The organism is Pelorhabdus sp. sgz311001, from assembly GCF_055901755.1.
The window spans coordinates 228,089-252,670 of sequence record NZ_JBVXUT010000003.1; the positions used below are offsets into that span (position 1 = coordinate 228,089).

General features: G+C 43.7%; 20 protein-coding genes and 1 riboswitch. Of the genes, 10 read left to right on the forward strand and 10 right to left on the reverse strand.

Going from position 1 to position 24,582, the window contains the following annotated elements; genetic code table 11:
- Positions 1-23 precede the first annotated feature (23 nt).
- Positions 24-1,259 carry an MFS transporter gene (locus AC0MXB_RS09855; protein WP_474039742.1) on the reverse strand — a complete coding sequence of 412 codons (1,236 nt, stop codon included), beginning with the start codon at positions 1,257-1,259 and terminating at the stop codon, positions 24-26.
- A 402-nt stretch (positions 1,260-1,661) separates the two neighbouring features.
- Between AC0MXB_RS09855 and AC0MXB_RS09860 the strand changes: the two genes are divergently transcribed.
- Entirely contained in the window at positions 1,662-2,522 is an 861-nt protein-coding gene (locus tag AC0MXB_RS09860; RefSeq protein WP_474039497.1) for a MurR/RpiR family transcriptional regulator, read from the forward strand.
- On the opposite strand, the gene AC0MXB_RS09865 is transcribed toward AC0MXB_RS09860, so the two are convergent.
- Positions 2,519-2,755 carry a helix-turn-helix transcriptional regulator gene (locus AC0MXB_RS09865; RefSeq protein WP_474039498.1) on the reverse strand — a complete coding sequence of 79 codons (237 nt, stop codon included), beginning with the start codon at positions 2,753-2,755 and terminating at the stop codon, positions 2,519-2,521. The genes AC0MXB_RS09860 and AC0MXB_RS09865 overlap by 4 nt on opposite strands.
- A gap of 176 nt (positions 2,756-2,931) precedes the next feature.
- A complete protein-coding gene (locus AC0MXB_RS09870) occupies positions 2,932-3,333 on the reverse strand; it encodes a PaaI family thioesterase (protein WP_474039499.1) in 402 nt (133 codons plus the stop codon).
- A gap of 181 nt (positions 3,334-3,514) precedes the next feature.
- Here AC0MXB_RS09870 and AC0MXB_RS09875 point away from each other — a divergent pair, with 181 nt between their 5' ends.
- Positions 3,515-4,063, forward strand: a complete 549-nt coding sequence (locus AC0MXB_RS09875) for an NADH peroxidase (RefSeq protein ID WP_474039500.1) — start codon at positions 3,515-3,517, stop codon at positions 4,061-4,063.
- 129 nt (positions 4,064-4,192) lie between these two features.
- Here the strand turns inward: AC0MXB_RS09875 and pflA are convergent, their stop codons facing one another.
- Complete coding sequence (pflA, locus tag AC0MXB_RS09880) at positions 4,193-4,912, reverse strand: pyruvate formate-lyase-activating protein (protein ID WP_474039501.1); 720 nt, start codon at positions 4,910-4,912, stop codon at positions 4,193-4,195.
- A gap of 23 nt (positions 4,913-4,935) precedes the next feature.
- Positions 4,936-7,167: a formate C-acetyltransferase gene (gene pflB / locus AC0MXB_RS09885; protein ID WP_474039502.1), complete on the reverse strand. Its 2,232-nt coding sequence runs from the start codon at positions 7,165-7,167 to the stop codon at positions 4,936-4,938.
- Positions 7,168-7,229: 62 nt separating this feature from the next.
- Positions 7,230-7,309, reverse strand: a riboswitch (ZMP/ZTP riboswitch).
- Positions 7,310-7,573: 264 nt separating this feature from the next.
- Here pflB and AC0MXB_RS09890 point away from each other — a divergent pair.
- The 5 genes from AC0MXB_RS09890 (at position 7,574) to AC0MXB_RS09910 (ending at position 15,157) form a co-directional block, all read left to right on the forward strand.
- On the forward strand, positions 7,574-9,103 hold the full coding sequence (locus AC0MXB_RS09890; protein ID WP_474039503.1) for a tagaturonate reductase: 1,530 nt from the start codon (positions 7,574-7,576) through the stop codon (positions 9,101-9,103).
- The gene (locus AC0MXB_RS09895; RefSeq protein ID WP_474039504.1) at positions 9,103-10,590 is read left to right on the forward strand and encodes a UxaA family hydrolase; all 1,488 of its coding nucleotides are present in this window, start codon (positions 9,103-9,105) and stop codon (positions 10,588-10,590) included. Before AC0MXB_RS09890 ends, AC0MXB_RS09895 begins: the two co-directional genes overlap by 1 nt.
- 75 nt (positions 10,591-10,665) lie before the next feature.
- Positions 10,666-11,682, forward strand: coding sequence for a zinc-binding alcohol dehydrogenase family protein (locus tag AC0MXB_RS09900; RefSeq protein ID WP_474039505.1), 1,017 nt, complete (start codon positions 10,666-10,668; stop codon positions 11,680-11,682).
- 127 nt (positions 11,683-11,809) lie between these two features.
- Positions 11,810-13,705, forward strand: coding sequence for a sigma 54-interacting transcriptional regulator (locus AC0MXB_RS09905; protein ID WP_474039506.1), 1,896 nt, complete (start codon positions 11,810-11,812; stop codon positions 13,703-13,705).
- Positions 13,706-14,017: 312 nt separating this feature from the next.
- Positions 14,018-15,157, forward strand: coding sequence for an ABC transporter substrate-binding protein (locus tag AC0MXB_RS09910; RefSeq protein WP_474039743.1), 1,140 nt, complete (start codon positions 14,018-14,020; stop codon positions 15,155-15,157).
- 80 nt (positions 15,158-15,237) lie between these two features.
- Here AC0MXB_RS09910 and AC0MXB_RS09915 read toward each other — a convergent pair whose 3' ends face one another.
- Positions 15,238-16,173 (reverse strand): LysR family transcriptional regulator, encoded by a 936-nt coding sequence (locus AC0MXB_RS09915; protein WP_474039507.1) that lies wholly within the window; start codon positions 16,171-16,173, stop codon positions 15,238-15,240.
- Positions 16,174-16,323: 150 nt separating this feature from the next.
- Here AC0MXB_RS09915 and AC0MXB_RS09920 point away from each other — a divergent pair, with 150 nt between their 5' ends.
- From AC0MXB_RS09920 to citF, 3 genes are read left to right on the forward strand one after another with little or no spacing between them, the layout of a single operon-like run.
- Complete coding sequence (locus AC0MXB_RS09920) at positions 16,324-16,599, forward strand: citrate lyase ACP (protein WP_474039508.1); 276 nt, start codon at positions 16,324-16,326, stop codon at positions 16,597-16,599.
- A complete protein-coding gene (locus AC0MXB_RS09925; protein WP_474039509.1) occupies positions 16,596-17,516 on the forward strand; it encodes an aldolase/citrate lyase family protein in 921 nt (306 codons plus the stop codon). The genes AC0MXB_RS09920 and AC0MXB_RS09925 overlap by 4 nt, the downstream gene beginning before the upstream one ends.
- Positions 17,506-19,062, forward strand: coding sequence for a citrate lyase subunit alpha (gene citF, locus AC0MXB_RS09930; protein ID WP_474039510.1), 1,557 nt, complete (start codon positions 17,506-17,508; stop codon positions 19,060-19,062). Before AC0MXB_RS09925 ends, citF begins: the two co-directional genes overlap by 11 nt.
- Positions 19,063-19,071: 9 nt before the next feature.
- Here citF and AC0MXB_RS09935 read toward each other — a convergent pair whose 3' ends face one another.
- The 4 genes from AC0MXB_RS09935 to AC0MXB_RS09950 all read right to left on the reverse strand — a co-directional run bounded on the left by AC0MXB_RS09935 (position 19,072) and on the right by AC0MXB_RS09950 (position 24,454).
- The gene (locus AC0MXB_RS09935) at positions 19,072-20,250 is read right to left on the reverse strand and encodes a pyridoxal phosphate-dependent aminotransferase (RefSeq protein ID WP_474039511.1); all 1,179 of its coding nucleotides are present in this window, start codon (positions 20,248-20,250) and stop codon (positions 19,072-19,074) included.
- Between the two features lie 162 nt (positions 20,251-20,412).
- Positions 20,413-21,384 carry a metallophosphoesterase family protein gene (locus AC0MXB_RS09940; RefSeq protein WP_474039512.1) on the reverse strand — a complete coding sequence of 324 codons (972 nt, stop codon included), beginning with the start codon at positions 21,382-21,384 and terminating at the stop codon, positions 20,413-20,415.
- 16 nt (positions 21,385-21,400) lie between these two features.
- Positions 21,401-22,699, reverse strand: coding sequence for an ABC transporter ATP-binding protein (locus tag AC0MXB_RS09945; RefSeq protein WP_474039513.1), 1,299 nt, complete (start codon positions 22,697-22,699; stop codon positions 21,401-21,403).
- A 12-nt stretch (positions 22,700-22,711) separates the two neighbouring features.
- Positions 22,712-24,454, reverse strand: a complete 1,743-nt coding sequence (locus tag AC0MXB_RS09950; RefSeq protein ID WP_474039514.1) for an ABC transporter permease — start codon at positions 24,452-24,454, stop codon at positions 22,712-22,714.
- Positions 24,455-24,582 lie beyond the last annotated feature (128 nt).

The window sequence follows — 24,582 nt, forward strand, 5'->3', positions numbered from 1 at the left end:
AGAACGGATTACACACCTATGATTTAGCTTGCTTTTTCTTCAACTTGAATCGGTTTAATTTCTTGCAGTACGAAAGCATAGGTCAAGGCGCCCAACAAGCAGCAACCGCCGGAAATGGCCAGAGCCACCATGAAGTTACCTGTCGTAGCAATAATGTAACCTGTAACAATCGGTCCCAAAATACCGCCGATATTGGAAGCGCAGTTTTGAATACCGCCAAGCACGGAAGTCATATTGCGAGGCGCTACGTCGCCAGGCAACGACCAAAGAGCTGCAGCAGCAAAAGCCAAGCCGCCATAGGATACGCAGAGAAGACCAATCGCTACTACATTGGATTCTACTAGACCAGCAAAAGCAATCGAAGTAGCTAGTAACATACCACAGACAAGATTAATTTTTCTGGAACGAGTTAAATTACCAGTTTTCGCATACATATAATCTGTTAAAATACCGCCGCACCACTGTGCCAAAATGCCGCAGAGAGGAGGAAGCATGGCCGCCCAGCCCATCGTCATAAGCTGCATACCGCGGTCTTTTACCAAATAAGTGGGGAACCAAGTAATAAAGAAATAAATCGCATAATTAAATAAGAAGAAACCTAGACACATGGCCACTACATTACGGTATTTCAAAAGTTCATACCATTTCATGGGCTGCGTTTTATCAATACCTTCTTTTTTCGCTTGTCCCTCACGGATATACTTTAATTCAGCTTGATTTACATATTTGGATTTTTCTGGATCCTGATAATAAGCCATCCAAGCGACGGCCCACAGTAAGCCTACAGCGCCGCAAACAATAAAGGGAAGCTGCCAGCCATACACTGCAACCATCCAGGCAACGAAAGGCATCGTAAAAGCTGTACCGAATTTACTGCCGCTATCAAAGAGTGCTGTTACACGACCTCTTTCCTTATCAGGAAACCATTTAGCCGTAATCCCAGCATTACAAGGATATACACCGGCTTCGCCCATGCCCATAAATACGCGGGCGCCAATTAATGCACTCACAGATTTCGCTCCAGCCGTAGCTGCTGTTGCTAAAGACCACCAGATAACTGCGATAGGAAGGCAAATTCTCTGACCGATACGGTCAGCCAGCCAGCCAGCCGGAATCTGAAAAGCAGCGTAGCTCCAAAAGAAAGCAGACATTATAATACCCATTTCTGTTGTACCGATATGAAGATCTTTCATCATGGTTGGCGCTGCGGCGGACATACAAGTCCGGTCCAGATAATTAATTGCAATTGCCGCCAGCATTAAAACGGCTACGCCATAACGCGCTTTTGTTCTTGGTTCTTGTACTTGTGTACTCAAAATAGCCCCTCCTCAATTCAATAAAACATCATCACGTCTGTTCTTCGCTTTCGTCCCACCTTTCCTCTGAAACAGACAATCAGAAAAATGATATACTTTTTTCTTTTTTTAATATAAAAATGATTGCACTATATCATTTAACTATATTGTAGCGGAACTTATTTATTCACGCAATAATTATTTTTGCAAAATTCTTATCTATTGCACAAAGATATTTTTTTCACAATTTAAAGGAAAAAGAAGCTTAGCGTTCGAATTAGATGAACTGTTGTTTTACCGTACGAATTCACTAGTATGATAAAAAATACTGTTTTTATTTTGGAAATTGATTGTAGGAGCGTACTTATGACCGAACCGACCATTCCCACTCCCTGCTTGCCTTTGCTGCGCAGCGGCTATCAAAACTTTACAAAATCAGAACGGAAAATCGCCGACTATATTATCCAATCGCCCCATCAAGTCGTACAGCAAACCATTTCAGAAATTGCGGATGCAACCAAAAGCGCCGAAATCACTGTTTCGCGTTTTTGCCGCAAGTTAGGCTATAGCGGTCTGCAGAGCCTCAAAATTGCTTTGGCCAGTGAGATTTTTAGTCCCATGGACTCTGTGGTGCAAGAAGTGAAACAAGGCGACTCTTTCGATTTAATTGCAGCCAAACTCTTTACAACAATCTCTGACAGCTTGCAAGATACCCTAAAATTACTTGATTTTACAGCACTGCAGCAAGCAGTAGATGTCTTGAGCCAAGCTAGAAAAATTGATGTATACGGTTTCGCCATCTCTGCCATTATCGCCTATGATATTGAAAGTCGCTTCATCCGTTTTGGCAAACCCATAAAAGCCTATTCTGATATACACATGCAAATTACTTCGGCTTCTTTACTAAAACCTACCGATGCGGTAATTGCCGTATCTCATACGGGCTCTAATATTGATATCTTAGAATCTGTGGAAATTGCCAAAAAAAATAAGGCGACCGTCATTGCGATCACCAGTTATCTTCATTCTCCCTTAAGTAAAAAAGCTGATATTGTATTACATGGCATGGGCCAGGAAGTAAAATACCGTTCGGAAGCAATGGCTTCTCGCCTCGTACATTTGGCGATTGCCGATTTGCTCTATGTGGGCATGCTATTAAAAAACCCTGACGAATTTCTGGAAAACATGAATAAATTGCGTCTTTCCATTGCCAAGCGCCGTCTTTAAATAATACCGCATTTTGCGGCTTTCGCTAGCACCTGAGTACGATTCGTCACGTCTAGCTTCTTAAAAATGCGTTGCAAATGCATCTCTACACCGACAACAGGAACATCAAGATAGCGTGCAATCTGTTCATCTGACACGCCATGAGCTAATAGACGAATTAAATTTAATTGTTCTTCAGTCAAGGTGTCACTCCCCGGACTATAAAACCAATTTAATTTCACCAAATTCTCCATCTCATCGGCTCCTTCTCGATCATTATCGGTGTATTTTACCATAAGATCTCTTTGTCATAGTATGTCATATAGTTAAGTATTTGTAAATGTATACATGCAAGCGAAATTTTTCCTACTTTTCTTTATTTTTCGCCATTGATTCCAAGAATCCTATCCTAAAAGATAGGATTCTTGTCTTATTTTTCAATGGAAACTATTGCCATTGTGCAGCGCGACATACAAATGAGCTTTTCCTGCTCATCGTGAATCTGAATGTTCCAAACCATGGTGGAACGGCCTTTATGAATCGGTGTCGCTACAGCTGTTACAATGCCATCACGCTTGCCGCGCAGATGATTCGCATTAATCTCCATACCTACAGCATAATACTTGCTGCGATCAATAGCCTGGCAAGTACCTTCACTAGCAACCGTTTCCGCCAAAGCGACCGAGGCGCCGCCATGAAGCAGTCCATAGGGCTGACGGCTGTTTTGATTTACAGGCATAGTAGCGACTACCCGTTCTGGCGATAACTCTACAAATTCGATTCCCAGCACCTCTAGCATCGAGTTTTTATAATTCGTTTTTTCTACCGTCATGAGAAACAACTCCCTTATCACTACCTATTTTTAAATCTACACCGTAATTGTAACATTTTTTCAGAAACCCTCTTGCAAAAATTTTCATTTATGGTATGATATTTACATGAGTTAATCAATATAAATTATTAATTGATTACTGTTATCAAAATAATGTTCTACTACGAGGAGGATTTTTTTAATGAAAAAATTTGTATGTGCAATTTGCGGTTATGTTCATGAAGGCGATTCAGCTCCAGAATCTTGTCCACAGTGTAAGGCGCCTGCTAGCAAATTCATCGAAAAGTCCGAAGGTGCTATGAACTGGGCCGACGAACATCGTATTGGCGTTGCAGCAGGCGTAGATGCTGAAATTCTGGAAGGTCTCAAAATGAACTTTACCGGAGAATGTACCGAAGTAGGTATGTATCTTGCTATGAGCCGTCAAGCTGACCGCGAAGGTTTCCCTGAAATCGCTGAAGCTTACAAACGGATTGCTTTTGAAGAAGCAGAACATGCTGCTAAATTTGCCGAACTGCTTGGCGAAGTCGTTACAACTTCTACCAAGAAAAACTTGGAATTACGCGTAGCTGCTGAATACGGCGCTTGCGAAGGCAAACTGGGTATTGCCAAAAAAGCAAAAGCTCTTGGTCTTGATGCAATTCATGATACAGTTCATGAAATGTGCAAAGATGAAGCGCGCCATGGCGCTGCTTTCAAAGGCTTACTTGAAAGACATTTTGGTAAATAATTTTTATTATAACAAAAAGGCGAGTTGGGTAAAACTCGTCTTTTTTAATGACAAAAAGCTGACTCAGCGGATTTTTCCGTCGAGTCAGCTTTTTGTTTTATTCTTAAGCTCAGATCCGCCACCAACTGTTCACGTCAGCAGCTTAAGATCCAGTTTTTCTAAAGCCGCGCCAAAGCGCCGTACATCCTCGCTTGTTGCCGCTGGCGCCGTCAAAGAATACTCCCAGCCAAGCTTCTCCCATTTCTGTCGCCCCAGCTGATGATAGGCAAGAAGTTCAATAGCAGGTAGACGCGGCATAGCGGTAAGCAGCGCAGCAAGCGCAGCAGCATCTTCTTGTGTGTCAGTGACGCCGGGAATCACAACATAGCGGACAACAACAGGAATTGCCGCCGACAAAGCATAGCGTAAATTCGCTGCTACCAAACCAATATCCTGATTCGTCAGCTCAGCATAGCGCCTTGCCGTAGCCCCCTTCAAGCTTAGCTGCAAATAATCGGTTACAGAGAGTACTTCGGCAAATTGAGCAGTCTCACCATAGCCTGATGTATCTAATAGCGTATGAATGTTAGCGCTACGGCAAGAGCGAAAAAGCTTCGCAACAAAAGCAGACTGCAACAGCGGTTCGCCGCCGCTGACTGTAATCGCTCCCTGACCGCCGTAAAAAGCGCTATAGCGTTGCACATCAGCAATGACCTCATCTACAGAAATTCGCTTCGTCCCCTGGCACCATGTATCAGGATTGTGACAAAAACGGCAGCCCAGGGGACAGCCGCTCAAGAAAAGAACGTAGCGAATCCCCGGGCCATCTACAGTACCAAAAGTTTCAATAGAATGGTAGTATCCCTCCATTACCCATCCTCCTTCAATAAGCCTTACATGGCTTCATAGAAAGTACGGCTAATGACTTCCCGCTGATGGGCGGGACTTAAGTTGACAAAGTGAACCGCATAACCTGAGACGCGGATCGTGAGCTGCGGATACAATTCCGGTTGAGCCATAGCTTTTTCTAACAGACTCCGCTCCAGTACGTTTACATTGATATGGTGTCCTTGCTGGCGGCTGTAGCCGTCAAGCAGCGCTGCAAGGTTGCGAATTTGATTTTCGCGGCCTTTCCCCAACGATCCCGGTATAGCTGAGAAAGTATAGGAAATGCCATCTTGGCAATCGTCATAAGAAATATGGGCTACCGAATTCATTGCGGCTAAAGCGCCGCGCTGATCGCGTCCGTGCATCGGATTGGCGCCGGGAGCAAAAGCTTCTCCCGATTTGCGGCCATCTGGCGTCGCCCCTGTTTTCTTCCCATACATAACATTGGAGGTAATCGTCAGTACGGAAAGTGTATGCTTCGCATCGCGGTAAGCGGCATGACGCTTTAAATTGCGGGAAAACTCAGCGGTAAGCTCCTTGGCAAAAATATCAACTCGCTCATCATCATTGCCATAGCAAGGAAACTCTTCTATGCTCGCAAACTCGGTAGCAATTCCTTGCTCATTGCGCAGCACTTTCACCTTGCCATATTTTATAGCGCTTAAAGAGTCGGCTGCTACAGACAGTCCGGCAACACCAAACGCCATCAGACGATCTACTTTGGTGTCATGCAACGCCAATTGCGACCGTTCATAGGCATATTTATCATGCATGTAATGAATCACATTCATCGTGTTCACATAAAGACCAGCAAGCCATTTCAAAACAACGGAATAATTTTGCCGCACCTGTTCAAAATCAAGTACTTCGCCAGTCATTTCCGGCACAACAGGTCCGACTTGCTCACCCGTTTTTTCATCGCGCCCGCCATTAATCGCTAACAGCAGCGCCTTAGCTAAGTTTGCTCTAGCACCAAAGAACTGCATCTGTTTGCCCACTTTCATGGCCGATACGCAGCAGGCAATGGCATAATCATCGCCATATTCCACACGCATCACATCATCATTTTCATATTGAATGGCACTTGTATCAATGGAGACTTGCGCGCAAAAATCCTTAAAGCCTTGCGGCAATCCCTCCGACCAAAGTACAGTTAAGTTCGGCTCTGGCGCGGGTCCTAGATTATAGAGAGTGTGAAGAATTCTAAAGGACGTCTTAGTTACAAGCGTCCGTCCGTCAAGTCCCATCCCACCGATCGCTTCTGTTACCCAGAGAGGATCACCAGCAAAAAGCTCGTTGTAATCAGGCGTTCTGAGATGACGAGCTAAACGTAGTTTGATTACAAGCTGATCAATAAGTTCCTGCGCCTCGGCTTCCGTAATAATACCACTAGCGAGATCTCGCGCAAGATAAATATCAAGAAAGGTTGAAACACGACCTAACGACATAGCTGCGCCATTTTGCTCCTTAATGGCAGCAAGGTATCCCAAATAAAGCGCCTGTACAGCTTCTTTTGCCGTTTCAGCGGGACGGCTTATATCAACACCATAGCTTTTCGCCATTTGAGCGATTTCGCCAAGAGCAGCAATTTGTTCGGCAACTTCCTCGCGGAGACGAATGACATCTTCGGTCATTGCCTTTTCCGCTAGTTCTACTAAATCTTTTTTCTTTTCAGCGATCAGACGATCCGTACCATAAAGCGCTACGCGGCGATAGTCGCCAATAATTCGACCACGTCCGTAGGCATCAGGCAGTCCTGTAATAATACCAAGGCGGCGTACCTGACGCATTTCATCAGTATAGGCGTCAAAAACAGCCGTATTATGGGTTTTCCGATGGTGATGATAAATTTCCGAAATTTTGTCATCCAGGTGATAGCCGTAAGCTTCACAAGCCTGTTCAGCCATGCGAATACCGCCATTTACGATAATGCTTCGTTCTAGCGGTTTTTCCGTCTGGAGGCCTACGATGATCTCAAGATCTTTTTCAATATAGCCAGGTTCATGAGAAGTAATTGTCGAAACTTTTGTGGTATCGACAGACCAAACTCCCTCTCTCTGTCTTTCTTCTTGCAAACGCTGCAGACAAATCTGCCAAAGTTTCTCGGTTCTTGCCGTTGGTCCCGTCAAGAAAACGCTGTCTCCCTCGTAAGGGCTATAGTTTAACTGAATAAAGTTTCTTACATCAATTTCCTGTTCCCACTTACCGCTTTGAAATCCCTTAGCATTTTTCACCATATTACTAGTACCCCCTTTTTATAGTTGCCTATCGTAACGATAAAAAGACCGCCCGAACAAGACGATCTTGCCCAGGCGGTCGGCATAGTCAAAAACACAGTTCCTGTGGTAATCTCCACTTCCGCCAGTCCTGCATCTTTCTAAATTCTGTTAACAAGCTCATTATATGAGAGGAAAAGAACTTCGTCAAGATAAAAAATATGGAAAAAGAAAAATTATTAAAATCAATATTATTGTTTCAAAATGAGTATTAACTGTTCTATTATAGAACAGTTTGTTTTGCCAGTTTTCAGACAAGTCCGCTAAATCTCACCACTTCCAAATTGGCATTATTCTTGCATTTTAAGTATACTGACTGAAACGTAAAAAATATAAAAATTTAGTAAAAGTAAAGTGAGGGATTTTTGTGCAAACATTAAATCAACAGCTTCTTTCGAGTTCTTTTTCCTTCCCAAAAGATATTTCCTATCAGGCATTCCCAGAAAAACTACCGGAAAAAGTACTGCAGTTTGGCGAAGGAAACTTTCTGCGGGCTTTTGTTGACTGGATGTTCCACCAGATTATCAAAGAAGGAAAATTCGCTGGCCGCATCGTTGTAGTACAGCCAATCGCCGAAGGTCTTGTTGACCGTCTGAACGAACAGGACGGGCTGTATACTCTCTTGCTACGTGGCTTAGAAAACGGAAAAGTAACGGAAAAGAAAGAAATTATGCAGGCAATTAGCCGCGGCATTAATCCTTATACGAACTGGGCTGAATATTTAAAATGCGCCGAAAATCCCGATATGGAATATATCATTTCTAATACAACAGAAGCCGGTATCGCTTTTGACGGAAACGACAAAGCCGATATGACGCCCCCCAACTCTTACCCCGGCAAGCTGACGGCTTTCTTGTATCACCGCTATCAGCATTTTAATGGCGACGCCGCCAAAGGCATGGTTATTATTCCTTGTGAACTGATTGAACGAAACGGCGATAAATTGAAAGAAACGATTTTGCAATTCGCCGATCTCTGGCAGTTGCCGAAAGAATTTAAAAACTGGATTCACGAGCACAACTCCTTCCACAATTCCTTAGTTGACCGTGTTGTAACAGGCTATCCTCGCGATGAAGCCACTGCTTTGGAAGAAAAATTCGGCTACAAAGATAACTTAATTGATACAGGCGAACTATTTCATCTGTGGGTTATTGAAGGTTCCCAAGAACTGGCGAAACGCCTACCCTTTACGGAAGTAGGCTTAAATGTAGTCTGGACCGATGATATGACGCCTTACCGGACAAGAAAAGTACGCATTTTAAACGGCGCTCACACCGCCTCAATCCCTGCCGCTTTCCTCTATGGTTTAGATACAGTCGGCGAAATGATGGATCATGAGGTACTCGGCAAATATGTAAGATCTATCGTCTCTGACGAAATCATCCCCTCGATCGATCTTGATAAAGGAATGCTTACGGAGTTCGCCGATTCAGTTATGGAACGCTTCCAAAATCCCTTTATTAAACATTATCTGCTCAGCATCTTATTAAATTCTTCCTCGAAATTCAAATCCCGCGTACTTCCATCCATCTTAGAATATAACAAACTGAATCACAAACTGCCAGATATGCTGACCTTCTCCTTTGCCGCTCTGATCGCCGTATATAAAGATGGTCACATCGAAGGATCTTCCATGAAAGCAGCTCGCGCTAAAGGCGAATTCGAAATGAAAGATGACCTGCCCGCGCTAGAATTCTTTGCCACCACCTGGAAAGATTATGACAACAGCGAAGCAGGCGCCAAGAAGGTCGCTGCCGCCGTTCTCGCGAATCAATCCTTATGGGGACAGGATCTGAATACAGTACCGCAGCTCACTGATAAATTAGCTGGCTACCTGTACCAAATCACAAATGAAGGCATGCAAAAAACCGTTGCCGCCTTAGTAGGAGGAAAATAATGCCTGTTTTGAAGATTCATGATCACGACAATGTCGCCGTTGCTTTAGCTGATATTACTAAAGGATCGACCTTATCTGTCGGCAATGAAACCCTCACAGCGCAGGAAGATATCGCCAGAGGCCACAAGATCGCCTTAACATCGCTACAAACGGGCGATCATGTGATCAAATACGGCTTTCCTATTGGCCACGCCACCAAACCGGTGGCCGCTGGCGAATGGCTTCACACGCATAATGTAAAGACAAACCTAGGCGAACTGCTGGAGTATTCCTATGAACCCAAACCAGCGGCTCCCCTGCCTAGCGTAAGCAAAAAAACCTTTCAAGGCTATCGTCGCGCCGACGGTCGCGTGGGCATCCGCAATGAAATCTGGATTATCCCCACAGTGAGCTGTGTCAATCGCGCCGCTCAACTTCTCGCTCGCTACGGTCAAGAAAAATGCCAAAACTTTAAAAATATTGACGGCGTTCATGAGTTCACTCATCCTCATGGCTGTTCTCAGCTTGGCAGCGATCATGAAACGACGCAGCGGATTCTGGCTGATTTCGTAAACCACCCTAATGCTGGCGGCGTTCTCGTGCTTGGCTTGGGCTGTGAAAACAATAATATTCCTGAATTTCAAAAAGTAATCGGTGATTATGATCCTGACAGAGTAAAATTCATCATCGCTCAGGAAGTCGAAGATGAACTGGCTTCCGGCGAAGCGCTTATTGACGAACTACTAGAATATGCCGCCAAAAACGAGCGGGTAACCTGTGATGCTTCGGAACTCGTAGTCGGCTTAAAATGCGGCGGTTCTGACGGCTTCTCTGGCATTACGGCAAACCCGCTTGTCGGCTCTTTATCAGACTCCTTAATTGCCGCAGGCGGCAGTACGGTCTTGACGGAAGTTCCTGAAATGTTCGGCGCCGAAACGATTTTGATGAATCGCGCTAAAACCAAAGAAATTTTCGAAAAAACCGTACATTTAATCAATGACTTTAAAGAATATTTTCAGGCCTACAATCAACCGATTTATGAAAATCCGTCACCAGGAAACAAAAAGGGCGGCATCTCTACCCTAGAAGAAAAATCGCTTGGCTGTACACAAAAAGGCGGTCGGGCCACTGTCGTTGATGTCCTGAAATATGGCGACCAAGTGAAAGAAAAAGGACTAAGCCTCTTAAACGGTCCTGGTAATGACGCTGTCGCTTCCACAGTTCTCGCCGCTGCCGGCTGCCATATTATCCTGTTCACAACAGGACGCGGCACCCCCCTTGGCACAACAGTACCGACAATGAAAATCGCCACAAATAGTCCCCTGTTCACCTATAAAGCCAACTGGATGGACTTCAATGCCGGCAAACTGCTCGAAGGTCACACGCTGCCAGAAGTAACAGAAGAGCTATTTGACGAAATATTAGCCGTCGCTTCCGGCAAGCAGACCAAAAACGAAACGATGGGCTTTCGCGAGATTGCCATCTTCAAAAACGGCGTAACCTTATAATCGTTAGTGAAAGCATTAGATAAAAATCAGCTAATACTTTGCATAAACAAAATTCAAATTTAAAGGAGCAATCACATGAAAGCAGTCTATTTAGCAGAACCAAAAAACATTAAAATCGCTACAGTGGAAAAACCAGAACGCAAAGAAGGCCAGATTCTCATAAAAGTAAAAAGCTTCGGCATCTGCGGCTCTGATATCGGCGCCTACCTCGGCGTAAATCCGCTCGTTTCTTATCCCCGCATCATCGGCCATGAAGTAGCTGGTGAAGTCGTGGAAGTTGGCCCGGAAGAAAAAGATTTTGCCATTGGCGATCACGTCGTCTTAGAACCTTATGTATACTGCGGCAAATGCTATCCTTGTCAAAACAAACGGACGAACTGCTGCGAAAATTTAACGGTTCTTGGCGTTCACATTGATGGCGCTATGTCGGAATATTTCTCTCACCCACGTCACCTGGTTCATAAAGTCCCACAAAACATCTCCTGGGATCTCCTTGCCATGGTGGAACCTCTGACAATTTCCATGCATGCCGTACACCGCTCTCGCGTTGTCAAAGGCGAACATGTAGCAATTATCGGCAGCGGCCCGATTGGCCTGTTAGCCGCACAATACGCTTTAAGTCTTGGCGCGATTCCTATCGTAATTGATCCGGTAGAAGAACGCCTTGAATTCGCCAAAGGTCTTGGCGTAGTCCATGTAATTAACCCGGTCACAACGGATGCGGTAGCCAAAATTAAAGAGATCACCCATGATCGCATGGCTGAAGCAGTTATTGAAGCCTCAGGCAACGATATGGCCATCCGCAGCACCTTAGATTATGTGGCATACTCTGGCCGCATCGCTTTTGTAGGTTGGCCGAAAAAAGAAATTTCCCTGCCAACAGCACTCTTTACAAAAAAAGAACTCGATCTCGTTGGTTCCAGAAACAGCTATCAAGAATTCCCGGAAAGCATCCGTCTCATTGCCGAAGGCAAGGTCGATGTAAAAGCCCTGATTACCAAAACAATTACTTTCGAAGAACTCCCAACGCTTGTTGATGATATTTCCGCTCATCCTGGAAATTACTTGAAAGTAGTCGCCTTAAGCGATTAATAAGTTTACCATAACTGTTTACTAATATGATCAGAACCTCCAGGCGCGGCTTACGGCTACGCTTGGAGGTTTTTTCTTGAACGCTTTTTTGATAAAATAAGAGCAAGAAGATTACAGGAGATTTGCTATGGATTATAAACTTTGTATCATTGCCCCTTTTGCCGCCATGGCCCAGCTCGCCGAAGAAGTCATCCGAGAACATAAACAAGAATGGAACAGTACGATCCAAATCAGCCTCGGCGACTCTCTGGCCGGTGTCAGTCAAGCTCGCTTAGCCTTAGAACAGGGCGCAGAAGTCTTTATCAGTCGAGGCGGAACCGCTTTAGCGATCTCAGAACAAATCCCTACAATCCCCCTTGTTCAAATCCCCGTTACGGCTTTCGATATTCTCCGCGCCATTAAACAATCAGGCATCAGCCCTGACAAACTCGGCGTCACCGGCTTTCGCAACATTATTTATGAATGCGAAATGCTTGCTGATATTCTTGATTTTTCCGTACCGACAATCCCCCTGGATAATCGGGAAGAAACCGCGGCAAAAATCGCTTTAGCGGCCACGCAAGGTATTCTCGGTATCGTTGGTGATACGAACTCTGTCCTCTTAGCTAAAGAACTTGGTCTTGGCGGCAGCGTCATCGAATCAGGCAAAGACGCCATCTATAAAGCAATCAAAGAGGCCGAACGCGTCGCTGAGGTGCGCCGGCAAGAACAAGAACAAACCGAACTGCTTCGAACGATTGTGAACTCTTCTACTGATGGTATTGTCGCTGTAGATCGTACAGGCCGCATAACTTTTTTCAATCCGGCTGCCTGCACCATTTTTCATACGACGCAGGCCAAAGCCATCGGTCAAATTGTCGACGCCGTAATCCCGAATACCAGACTGCCGCTTATTCTCGCTAGCGGCGCCGCCGAAACAGGTGAAATTCAACATATCGGGCAAAAAATTTTAGCAACGAAACGCATTCCCATCAAAGTTCACCATAAGATTGTTGGCGCTATCGCCACTTTTCAAGATGTAACGAAGTTGCAGCATTTTGAACAATCGATTCGGCAAAAGCTGCACGCGAAAGGGCTCGTAGCAAAAGTTGACTTGTCGCAAATCATTGGCCAATCTAGTACGATAGCTGAAGTGAAACGACAAGTACGTCGCTACGCGCCATCAAGTTCAACCGTACTCATTACCGGCGAATCGGGCACAGGCAAGGAAATGTTCGCCCAGAGCCTCCACAAGCTTAGCTCTCGCGATAAAAAACCATTTGTAGCCATTAACTGCGCCGCTCTGCCGGAAACACTCCTAGAAAGCGAACTTATGGGCTACGAGGAAGGCGCATTTACTGGCGCCAAAAAAGGCGGCAAAACAGGTCTGTTTGAGCTGGCCCATGGTGGAACGCTCTTTCTCGATGAAATCGGCGAATTGCCGCTCTCCTTACAAGCAAGACTCCTTAGAGTCTTACAGGAAAAAGAAGTCATGCGCCTTGGCGGTCATGCCGTAATCCCTGTCGACATCCGCGTCATTGCCGCAACAAACCAAAACCTGCGTGAACTAGTCGGTGAAAAAAAATTTCGCGCCGATCTTTACTATCGCCTCAATATCTTAAAGCTCTATTTACCGCCGCTGCGTTGTCGTCAGGAAGATATTCCGCTGCTCGTAGATCATTTCCTTAGCAAGCTCTGTTTCTCTATTTCTCGCCCTAAAAGTCTTAGTAAAGAAGCACTTACTTTATTGCAATCTCACCCTTGGCCAGGCAATATTCGCGAACTTGCCAATATCCTCGAAAGAGCTGTTCTCCTCGCCGATTCTGATGAGATTACGGCAAAAGAAATTCGTCAGACCCTTGATACAGATCTGGAAATCTCACCATTTCAGCCAAAATCAATTGACTCCAGCGGTGGAGAACTTGACAGAGCTGAGCGTGAAATCATCGAACAGATTCTCCTCGAAGAAAATTTCAACTATACCCGGGCTGCCAAACGATTGGGAATTAGCCGTTCTACCCTTTGGCGCAAAATGCAAAAGTAGCTTTTTTATCACTTTGAGATTTTTTTCTTACACCTTATAAAAAAAGTACTTGCCTTTATACCAAAAATGTACTACAGTTATTATCAAGAACATACAAAGAGATTTGTATTGTACTTCCCAATTGCATAACGTGAGCGCTCAACGACGACGCTTTTAGAAATATTTTTTTTATTTCTAAAAGCGTTTTTTTGCAACTTGCGGGAGAGACCGAGTCCACGAGGTCTTCTAGTAGCTTTTATTCGCAGCTTGATTTTCATTTGAATGGGGAGGTTTTACGAAGTGAATAAGTATGTAAAATGGGGCTGTACCTTAATGACAGCCGTCATGACAGCAGGTCTCGTCGCTGGTTGCGGTGGCGGCGGCGCTGCCGATTCTAAAACAGTAAAATTAGGTATTGTATATGAATTAACTGGCAATACAGCCGCCTATGGTGCTGCTGCACTAAATGGCGCAAAATTAGCCGTAAAAGAAATTAATGCTAATGGCGGCGTACTAGGAAAACAAATTGAAGCCGTTGTTGCTGATAACAAAGGCGAACCTTCCGAATCAGCTAATGCTATGACGAAAGTCATCACGCAGGATAAAGTAATTGCCGTAACTGGTTTTACTACAAGTTCCAACGGAATTGCCGCTTCTGCCGTAGCCGAAGCAAACAAAATTCCGTTCATGACAGCCAATTGCACAAACCCGAAAGTTACCGTTGATGAAAAGAGCGGTAAAGTAAAAGACTACACCTTCCGCGTTTCCTTTATTGATCCTTTCCAAGGCACAGTTGGTGCAAACTTCGCACTTAATACTTTAAAAGCTAAAAAAGTTGCTACGCTGATTGATAATAGCAGCGACTACAGTAAAGGTCTTGCTCAGTTCTTCAAAGAAGCCTTCACTAAAGGCGGCGGCGAAGTCATTGATGAACAGGCTTATTTGCAAAAAGACCAGGATTTCAAAACTATCTTGACCAAAATCAAAGCAGAAAATCCTGATTTGATTTATGTTCCTGGCTACTATGACGAAGTCGGCAAGATCATTAAACAAGCAAGAGAACTTGGCATTACCGCTCCTTTCCTTGGTGGTGACGGCTGGGATTCGGCTAAACTAGTTGAAATTGCTGGTGCGCCAAATCTAAACAACACCTTCTTCACCACTCATTATTCCGCTGAAGATTCCAGTGCAAAATCCAAAGCTTTCGTTGAAGCGTACAAAAAAGAATACAATACGATGCCTGAAGCCAACGCCGTTCTCGCTTATGATGCGGTTTACGCAATGGTTGATGCCATCAAACGGGCCAATAGCCTTGAACCAACTAAAATCAAAGACGCTCTGGCTGCTACCAAAGACTTTGAAGGCGTAACAGGAAAAATCAGCCTCAATGATAAACATGACGCTGTAAAACATGCCGTTATCGTTGAATTCAAAGACGGTAAACAAACCTTTAAACAAAACGTTGAACCTTAAGTTTTTATAAACCAATAACAAAGGATCCCCTATAAAGTAGACAATGAAAAAATCTACTTTATAGGGGATTTATTTATGTACTATTCTTGCCTGATTCCGTTACTTGCTTTTAGCTGAACGATCTCCTTAGTTAGGTTAATAAAGGCTTGTTCAAATTTCGTTAAGTACTTACCTTTACGGTAAACAATTGCTAAAGTTCGCGTAAAAGACGGTTCCGCCGTAAAAAGTCGTACAGGATGATTGATATTATTATAGGTTTGATAAACAGTCATAGTTGAAAAGGTAAACCCCATTCCAATCGAAGCGAGATTATGAGCCGTTTCATAACTTCGTGTCTCTAATATGATATTCGGCCTATATCCGGCCTGCAAAAACAAGTGATCAGCGATCCGACGTAAGGCTTGCCCTTTTTGCAATAAAATGAACGGCTCCTTTTCTAATTCTGCTAATTGCAAGGGCGGCGGATTTTCATCATAACCAGGTCTTTTAACCAAGCAATGATTAGGCGGAACCACCACTAGAAATTTTTCTTGTAATATGACTTCGTATGAAAATTCATCGCTTTTAATTGGCAACGAGAGAATCGTAAGATCAGTTACCCCTTGATTCAGCCAATTTTCTAAGTCGTCTGAAGTTCCTTCTTTTAGAACTATTTTTACCTGTGAAAACAATGTTCTGAAGGCTGGTAAGATAATCGGCAAGATGTAAGCCCCACGTACTGGCGAAATTCCTAAAGTAAGACGCCCGCTTTTTTCTTCCTTAAAATCTCTCATGTATTGTAATAAATTACTATCCATTTGTATGATCTGACGAGCTCTTTTCGCAAACTCTTCACCAGCATAAGTAAGTTTAAGCGGTGAACAACTACGATCAAATAATTTAACACCTAGTTGCTTTTCAATTTTTTGAATATATTGACTCAAATGCGGCTGAGCAATATAAAGCTTCTCCGCCGCTCTGGAAAAATTTTTTTCCTCTGCGACCATAAGCATATATTTTAGTTGACGCAAGTCCATACTAAGCTCTCCTTCTTGTATTATACGTAAATAGGTATAGTTATTATACTAATTATAATATTAGATTTATAGTATCACCTATAGTATAATTGGCCTAATCAGATAAATAAACTGAATTAACTGAACATTTTGCAAGGGAGGAAAACGCATTTGAAAACCATTAGAAGTACTATAACGGTTGGATTTGAAGAAAAAAATGACGCACTCGTTACTGTTAGTCCTAACCAACCGGGACAAGGCATTACAGTAGCGCTAACGTCGCCAGTACTACGTCAATATGGTGAGCACTTAGAAGCTTTGATTGTAAATACAGTAAAAGAAGCTGGTTATACCGACATACATGTAAAAGTGTTGGATAAAGGTGCTTGGGATTACGCCTTGCAAGCACGAATTGTAGCGGCACTGAACAGGGGGGCTGAAGAATGAATCCTACGACTGATGCAAAATCAAGGTTACGCCGCACAATGATGTTCGTACCAGGAAATAGTCCCAAAATGATTAACACTGCCGACCTTTATGGCGCAGATACAATTATGTTTGATGTAGAAGATTCTATTGCGATTTCACAAAAAGATACGGCTCGCCTCATGGTCAAATACGCCCTCAAAGCGTTACCTTTCCACTGCGAAACGGCCGTTCGCGTAAATCATGTAACCCAAACCCCTTTTGGTATTGATGACTTAAAAGCAATTCTACCTTCTAAGCCTGATTTAATTCGCCTACCCAAAACAGAATCTGTTGAGGAAGTACGCTTAGTTACTCAATTAATCGAAGAAGTAGAACAACGCGAGGGATTCCCCAAGGGTTCTATTCATATTATTTGCGCCATCGAAAGCGTTCGAGGCCTTTACGAAGCCCGAATGATCGCTCAAGAACCACGCGTTGTAGCCATTGCTCTTGGTGGTGAAGATTTCATCGCAAACTTAAGAACGCAGCGAACCGCTCACGGCATTGAACTATATCACGCTCGCTCTCAAATTCTCATGGCGGCGCGAGATGCTGATATCCAGGCTATAGATACAGTATTTGCCGATGTTTATAACCTAGATGGATTTCGTAAAGAAGTAACCGATAGCAAAGATATGGGCTTTGATGGAAAATCAGTCGTTCACCCTTTACAAATCGGTATTGTCCATGAAATCTATACCCCCACAGAAAAACAGATTGAACATTCATTAAAAGTATTAGCCTGTTACAAAGACGCTGTCAAAAATAACCGAGGCGTTTTAACTGTTGATGGAAAGATGATTGATGGGCCAATTGTAGTACGGGCTGAACGGATTGTCGCACAAGCAACAGCAGCGGGAATTCTTACGGAGGAGGAATTCAATCATGATAAATAAAGTAGGTCGCGAATTGCCCGATTCGATTACAGGATTAAAAAAATACCGTCCCTATGAGGGCTTATTTATTGATCCGCCAACACCAATCCGTATGGCTGGAAAAACCTTATGTGTCGGTAGACCGAATACCAATAAAGTACTAAATTCACTGGAAGAAGCTGTAGTTGCTACAAGACTCAGTGATGGTATGACAATTTCTTTTCACCATCATTTTCGCAATGGCGATTATGTAATGAAACTTGTTATGAACGCGATCGCAAACAAAGGAATCAAAGATCTTACCATTGCAGCAAGTTCGCTCAATGATTGTCATGATTTCTTAATCGATTATATCGAAGCTGGAGCCGTTACGGCGATCGAAACAAGTGGATTGCGTGGCAAACTAGGCGCCTATTTAACCAAAAACCCCGGTAAATTAAAACGGCCTGTAATCATCCGTTCCCATGGCGGACGAGCCAGAGCCGTTGAAGCTGGCGAACTTAAAATTGATGTTGCATTTATGGGCGTGCCAACTTGTGATCGTTTTGGCAATGCTACCGGCCAAATTGGCAAATCCGCTTGTGGCGCCTTAGGTTATGCCATGCTAGATGCTAGATTTGCCGAACAAGTTGTCTTAGTCACAGATAATCTCATAGACGACTATGTCTTCCCTTATAGCATTCCAAGGACTGATGTAAATTATATCGTTCCCGTTGAAGCCATCGGCGACCCAGCTGGAATCTCATCAGGAATCCTAAAAATTACAAATAATCCGATTCAGCTTATGATAGCAGAGACGGCTGCCAAGGTCATTGAACACTCGGGTTACCTTAAAGATGGATTTTCACTGCAACTTGGCGGCGGTGGCGCCTCCTTAGCTGTAGGGCGATTTATTCGCGAAAAGATGCTAAAAAAACAAACCAAAGGCGGCTTTGGCGTAGGCGGAGTCACTGGCGTCTTCGCTAAAATGTTAGAAGAAGGATTATTTCAAATTTGTTATGATACGCAGACTTTTGATACAAGCGGCATTGAATCCTTAAAAGAAAACCCCCGCCACGTTGAAATATCCTCTTCTTTTTATGCAAACCCCTGGAATCCCGGCCCAATTATCAATGAATTGGACGCGGTCATCTTAGGCGCTACAGAAGTAGATCTTGATTTTAACGTAAATGTCATTACGAATTCTAACGGACTGTTAATGGGAGCTTCTGGTGGACATTCTGATATTGCTGCTGCCTCAAAACTTGCAATTATTGTCATGCCATTAATTCGCGGCAGATTACCAATGGTTCGCGATAGAGTACAAAATATTGTAACTCCAGGCGAGTCGATTGATGTAGTCGTCACAGATCGCGGTATTGCAATCAATCCGCGCCGTCTCGATTTGATTGATAAGTTGCAAAAAAGCGGTTTACCTGTTATGACAATAGAAGAACTGCAATCCCTCGCCCATAGGTTAGTTGGAAAACCACAAGAAATTCGCCTCAGTCAAGCAGATAAGGACATTGTAGCAGTCATCGAATATCGTGATGGCACTTTGCTTGATGTTGTTAGAAAACCGCTCTAGAATACACCTTCACCGTCCCTGCTCCTGACGCAACTTCGCCATGAAGCGCTCTATACGCCGCAGCCCCTCGCGAATATTTTCTTCTGATGTAGCATAAGAAATACGAGCAAAGCCCTCGCCCGCTTCGCCAAAACCCGTGCCAGGCACAATCACCACGCCTTCCTCTAGCATTAAACGGCGCGTGAACTCATCAGAACTGAGTCCACTTGCTGTAAGATTAATAAAAGCATAGAAAGCGCCTTTCGGCATACGGCAGGAAAGCCCTTCAATCGCATTAATCCCTGTGACAATCAACTCACGCCGCTCGGCATATTTTTGAATCATCTTTTCTAGTGAATCCTGCGGCCCTTCCAAAGCCTCGATCGCGCCGTATTGGGCTGGTGTATTTACGCAAGAACAAATATGCTCCTGTAAATTGCTCATATAAGCAACAAACTCAGCCGGCGCCGCCACATAACCGACTCGCCAGCCTGTCATGGCATAACTTTTGGAAAAGCTGTCCACAATGAGCGTTCGCTCCTTCATTCCCGGAAAAGAACTAATACTGAAAAATGCGGCGCCATCATAAGTAAAATAGCGGTATACCTCATCAGAAATGACAAATAGATCGTGTTCTACAGCCAGTTTAGCAATCCCGGCCAAATCGTCGTATGTTGCCACACTTCCCGTCGGATTCGCTGGTGAATTTAACAGGATAGCCTTTGTCTTTGGCGTAATCGCCGCCCGTAACTGCGTTAAATTATAGACAAAACCGTCTTCTTCTAAGACTGGCACAAAAACAGGTATAGCACCGCACATCTTTACTTGTCCGGGATGATTCGGCCAGCAAGGATCCGTAACAATTACCTCATCACCAGGATCTAGTATGACCATCATTGCTAAAATAAGCGCTTCCACGCCGCCAGTCGTCACAATGATCTCGCTAGCCGGATTGTAGTCGACACGATCATCGCGGCGCAGCCGTTTCGCAATGGCTTCTCTTAGCGCCACAATACCAGAATTAGCCGTATAATGTGTCTCGCCCACAGCTAACGCTTGATTCGCTGCTGCTATAATATTGTCCGGTGTCGTAAAATCCGGCTCACCTAAGGCAAAGCTGACTACATCGTCTAACTTCGCCGCTTCATCAAACATCTTTCTCACTTTAGAAAATTCTACTCGCTGGGCGAGCTTAGACAACTTTGCCACAATGGTTCCCCCTCAAAAATCCCCTTGTTTTATGATAGTAAAGTATTAACTTACAAATACAAAATTCCACTTTTTGGCGTTTTTCTCCTGTCTTTTTTAGAAAAAAAGAGGACAAATCTCTGTTATACAAAGATTTGTCCTCTTTTGCTATATCTATGTTTTTTACCACAATACTTTCCTGTTAAACTTCTCTTCCCAGGAGTCTTTTTTATGGTTGAAAGTACGAATAGTAATTCGATCTTTTGCCAAAAACAACGAATTCGTCCAAATTTCCTCACGATCAAGATCGGCATTATGAAGATTCAATAGACGACCTTCATAATAATTGACCGGATGAGCATAGCTCGGATTCGTTGCTGGCGTATGAGTATGACCAGATACCCATAATACGATCTGCTTATTTTCCTGAAGTAAAGCAGCAATCTCTTGCTTGGGCTGAGCAATAAAATCAGCTGAATTTACTTGTTTATTATAAGAGAGCAGCGTTCCGGCCAGCGGCGCATGAAAGAACACAATCGTCGGTTTTTCCTTGTGCAACGCCAAATCATTTCTTAGCCATGTAAGCTGCTCTTGACTGATTTCTGCCAAATGATGCGTCATTAAAGAATCAGGCGATAAATAAACTAAGTGGTAGCAACCGATATTTCGACTATAGTACAGGTTAGGCAAAGAAAAAGCCTGCTGAAATTTCTGCAGTTTAGCCTGCCGTGATGCCATATCGCTCTGCACAAATTTTTTCTTAATAGAAAAAGCATCCTGATAAAAGTAGTCATGATTGCCAGTAATAAAATAGATCGGTTGGGGAAATTGCATAAAAAATTCTTTCGCCCATTCCCGCTCTATATCATTGCCAAATTGAGCCGCCACATCGCCCAGAACGGTAATTTCATCAACCTTGCTCCAACTGCTTACCGTCGCCGCTAAAGAGATTTTTGCCGCAATAATTCGTTGTTGCTTCTGTTCGTCAGGCACTTCTCGCTCCCGTACCGATAAATGCGGATCGCCTAAGAGCAAAATATGATAAGGCTCATTCTGGGCAAAGGCGCTATAGACAGGGCGATAATCAAAATTCAAGGCCAACATAGTACCATATACTAGGCTTTTCTGCAAAAACTGTCGCCGCGTAAATTTCATAGCTTATCCGCTCCTGCTATAAATTTGACGGTTTTTCTAAATAGACCTGATTAATCGTTTTATCATATTCAATGAGCTCAGCATAACGCCCTAGGCTAATATAAAGCTTCATTTGCGCTTTGGCTTCTTCCTCACCAAATGAGCGAGTCAATAGATCTTCGAAAAATTCTATGTCCATATGCTGATTGGACTTAGACTGCAAAATATTAATCATTTGATTGAAAAACGGTACGTATTTTAGCAGGCTATCACGAAAGAGCTCTTTTCTTGCCAATACAGAAGCCTTAGCAAACTGAATGCCCTCATGGGTTAGTTCAATATCGCCTTCCACAACCTTGGCAAAACCCAGCAGCGAAGCCAATTCAATGATTGGAAAAAAGTCTTCAATATCCATGACAAACCGGTCCGCCAACTTATAAAGATCAGTCCGTTCATTCAAGTCTTCTAAGAGTTCAAGAAAGCCAGTTAAAGCGCCTGCTGACGCATGGGGCAAAAGACTTATTTTACGACTTACAATGGCTGCTGGTTCTTCCGGTACTTCAACTGCCTTCACTTCACGCCGCGTCATGAGCGAATAAATACGGTCAACTAGAGCAATAAAGTTTGGCGCCTTCTTATCGCGCCAACGCGGAATATCAATTTTTATATCTTCCACAATTTTAGCTGGCCCACTACACAAAATGATGGCTCGATCCGCCATATACACAGCTTCTTCAATACCATGCGTCACAAGAATAATGGATTTTGTCGGAATCTTACGATCAAGCCACAATTCCAAAAGGTCGCGGCGCAGATTCTCTGCCGTCAAAACATCAAGGGCCGAAAAAGGTTCGTCCATTAGCAATACATCAGGATCACTCACTAAAGCCCGGCCAATGCCTACACGTTGGCGCATACCGCCGGAAAGCTCCTTGGGATAGGCCGTTTCAAAACCATCAAGCCCGATAATATCAATGACTTTCAAGGCCTTTTCTTTTTTCTCGTCTTCTGATAGCGCCTTACCTTCCAGCCCTAGCATGGTATTCTCCAAAACAGTCAACCAGGGAAAGAGAGCAAAAGACTGAAAAACCATAGCTATACCAGGATTGACCCCTTTAATCCGATTGCCAAGATACGTAATTTTCCCCTGCGATGCCGGAACAAGCCCAGCAATAATTCGCAGAAGTGTAGACTTACCCGAGCCGGACGGACCCAAAATGGCTAAAAATTCCTCTTCATGAACTTCTAAGTTAATATCTTCAAGAATCGTCGTTGCTTCCTGTTGCTTTGATTCAAACTTTTTATAAATATTTTTTACTTCAATGAGAGCTTTCATGATTGCACGCTCCTAGTCGAGACGATATTTGGTTTCCGCCATATTATAGAGTCGCCGCCATACCAGACGGTTAACGATAGTCACCAAGAGACACATAACAGCGATGCCCCAAAGGATTCCGCCCCAATCGCCTTTATCGGTAACTTCGCTGATATAAGCGCCAAGCCCAGTAGCTGCCAAAGTCGTGTCATGCCAATTGACGATTTCTGAAACAATACTAGCATTCCAAGCGCCACCTGACGCATTAATAATTCCCGTAATTAAATAGGGAAAAATGCAAGGAATAATCAAAGTCCGCCATTTTCGCCAGCCATTCAGCTTGAACACGGAGCCTGCTTCCAGCAAATCATTCGGTATCGCCATCGCGCCAGCTATTACATTAAATAAAATATACCACTGTGTTCCTAACATCATGAGAGCAATGGAACCCCATTCAAAATCAATGTGATAGCGCAAAAAGAAAACAGTAATGAAGGGAAACAACATGTTCGCTGGAAAAGATGAGGCAATTTGTACGATCGGTTGGAAAACTTTAGCCACCTTAGGGTTTAAGCCAATCCATACCCCGACAGGAACAGTCCACAAAACTCCCAGCAGTACCGCAATAAGGACACGACCCAGCGTAAATAGTCCCAGTTTTACAATTTCCAAAAGTTCACCTTGGTCAAAGGCAGCGGCAATTGTAACAACTTCTTGAATCGGACCGTAAAGCCAGAACAAAAACAAGAGAGCCAAAACGCTCTTTATGACTTTGCTAAAAGCGCTCCCTTGACCCCAGCCCCCCATATACCGTGATGAATCTTCCGACAAATCGGCCACTTTATTCATGGTTCGATGAAAGAAATGCCCGATAGGTCGCAAGAGATATTTTACCAAAAACGCTACAACAAAAGAACGGTATAAAACATCATAAACAAAAGAAGTAGGCGCATCACTTGATTGCGTCATTTCTATTTTAAAACGCTGACTCCAAACAATCAATGGTCGCCAGAAAAGCTGATCTACTAATAAAATCATGAGTACCATCGTAATAATGGAATAAAAAATAGCAGTTACATCGCCTGTTTCGATGGCTGTAGCCAAATAAGACCCAACGCCAGGTAAACGAATATTCTGCCCTAGCACGCTAATCGCTTCACTGGCCGCTAAGAAAAACCAGCCGCCGCCAAAGGACATCATACTGTTCCAAACTAAGCCGATCATAGCAAAAGGCACTTCTAACTTGACAAAACGTTGCCACCAATTTAAGTGAAAAATGCGCGATGCCTCTTGTAAATCCTTCGGAATCGTTACAAGCGAATTATAAAAGCTAAAAGTCATATTCCAGGCCTGTCCCGTAAAGATAGCCAAAATCGAAGCTAACTCTACACCGAGAAGACTACCAGGAAATAGCGCAATAAACGCGGTAATTGTCGCTGATAAAAAGCCCAAAACAGGAATCGATTGCAAAATATCTAAGAGGGGAATCAATATCTTTTCAGCCAAACTATTTTTGGCAGCAACATAACCATAAACGAGAGCAAAAATAAGGGATGCGCCAAAAGCAATAAACATCCGCAACAAAGATCGCCCGGCATAGTAAGGCAGCATGGCTGGATCAAGCGAAATCGTTCCCGCTGTTTCCGGTATAAAGGGGGCGTTCATTCCCGCACCGAGACGAATTGTAAAATAAAAAATCATAAAGGTAACTACTAAGACAGCTGCATCAGTCAAACGAAACCGACTTTTCGGTACGTTTACAGAAAAAAACGCCATAGTCTTACCTCCTTTTACGGTATTTTCATTTGGTCATCTTATCATCATTTACAGAAAATAACAAGGTGAAATGCGCTTCTTTTCGCATTCTTCGCCAATTTTTAAACAAAACTTTACGAAGAAAAACG

Coding starts and splice junctions, on each gene's coding strand:
- AC0MXB_RS09855 (WP_474039742.1), bottom strand. CDS start 1,259: ATGCTGGCGGCAATTGCAATTAATTATCTGGACCGGACTTGTATGTCC.
- AC0MXB_RS09860 (WP_474039497.1), top strand. CDS start 1,662: ATGACCGAACCGACCATTCCCACTCCCTGCTTGCCTTTGCTGCGCAGC.
- AC0MXB_RS09865 (WP_474039498.1), bottom strand. CDS start 2,755: ATGGAGAATTTGGTGAAATTAAATTGGTTTTATAGTCCGGGGAGTGAC.
- AC0MXB_RS09870 (WP_474039499.1), bottom strand. CDS start 3,333: ATGACGGTAGAAAAAACGAATTATAAAAACTCGATGCTAGAGGTGCTG.
- AC0MXB_RS09875 (WP_474039500.1), top strand. CDS start 3,515: ATGAAAAAATTTGTATGTGCAATTTGCGGTTATGTTCATGAAGGCGAT.
- pflA (WP_474039501.1), bottom strand. CDS start 4,912: ATGGAGGGATACTACCATTCTATTGAAACTTTTGGTACTGTAGATGGC.
- pflB (WP_474039502.1), bottom strand. CDS start 7,167: ATGGTGAAAAATGCTAAGGGATTTCAAAGCGGTAAGTGGGAACAGGAA.
- AC0MXB_RS09895 (WP_474039504.1), top strand. CDS start 9,103: ATGCCTGTTTTGAAGATTCATGATCACGACAATGTCGCCGTTGCTTTA.
- AC0MXB_RS09900 (WP_474039505.1), top strand. CDS start 10,666: ATGAAAGCAGTCTATTTAGCAGAACCAAAAAACATTAAAATCGCTACA.
- AC0MXB_RS09905 (WP_474039506.1), top strand. CDS start 11,810: ATGGATTATAAACTTTGTATCATTGCCCCTTTTGCCGCCATGGCCCAG.
- AC0MXB_RS09910 (WP_474039743.1), top strand. CDS start 14,018: ATGACAGCCGTCATGACAGCAGGTCTCGTCGCTGGTTGCGGTGGCGGC.
- AC0MXB_RS09915 (WP_474039507.1), bottom strand. CDS start 16,173: ATGGACTTGCGTCAACTAAAATATATGCTTATGGTCGCAGAGGAAAAA.
- AC0MXB_RS09925 (WP_474039509.1), top strand. CDS start 16,596: ATGAATCCTACGACTGATGCAAAATCAAGGTTACGCCGCACAATGATG.
- citF (WP_474039510.1), top strand. CDS start 17,506: ATGATAAATAAAGTAGGTCGCGAATTGCCCGATTCGATTACAGGATTA.
- AC0MXB_RS09940 (WP_474039512.1), bottom strand. CDS start 21,384: ATGAAATTTACGCGGCGACAGTTTTTGCAGAAAAGCCTAGTATATGGT.
- AC0MXB_RS09945 (WP_474039513.1), bottom strand. CDS start 22,699: ATGAAAGCTCTCATTGAAGTAAAAAATATTTATAAAAAGTTTGAATCA.
- AC0MXB_RS09950 (WP_474039514.1), bottom strand. CDS start 24,454: ATGGCGTTTTTTTCTGTAAACGTACCGAAAAGTCGGTTTCGTTTGACT.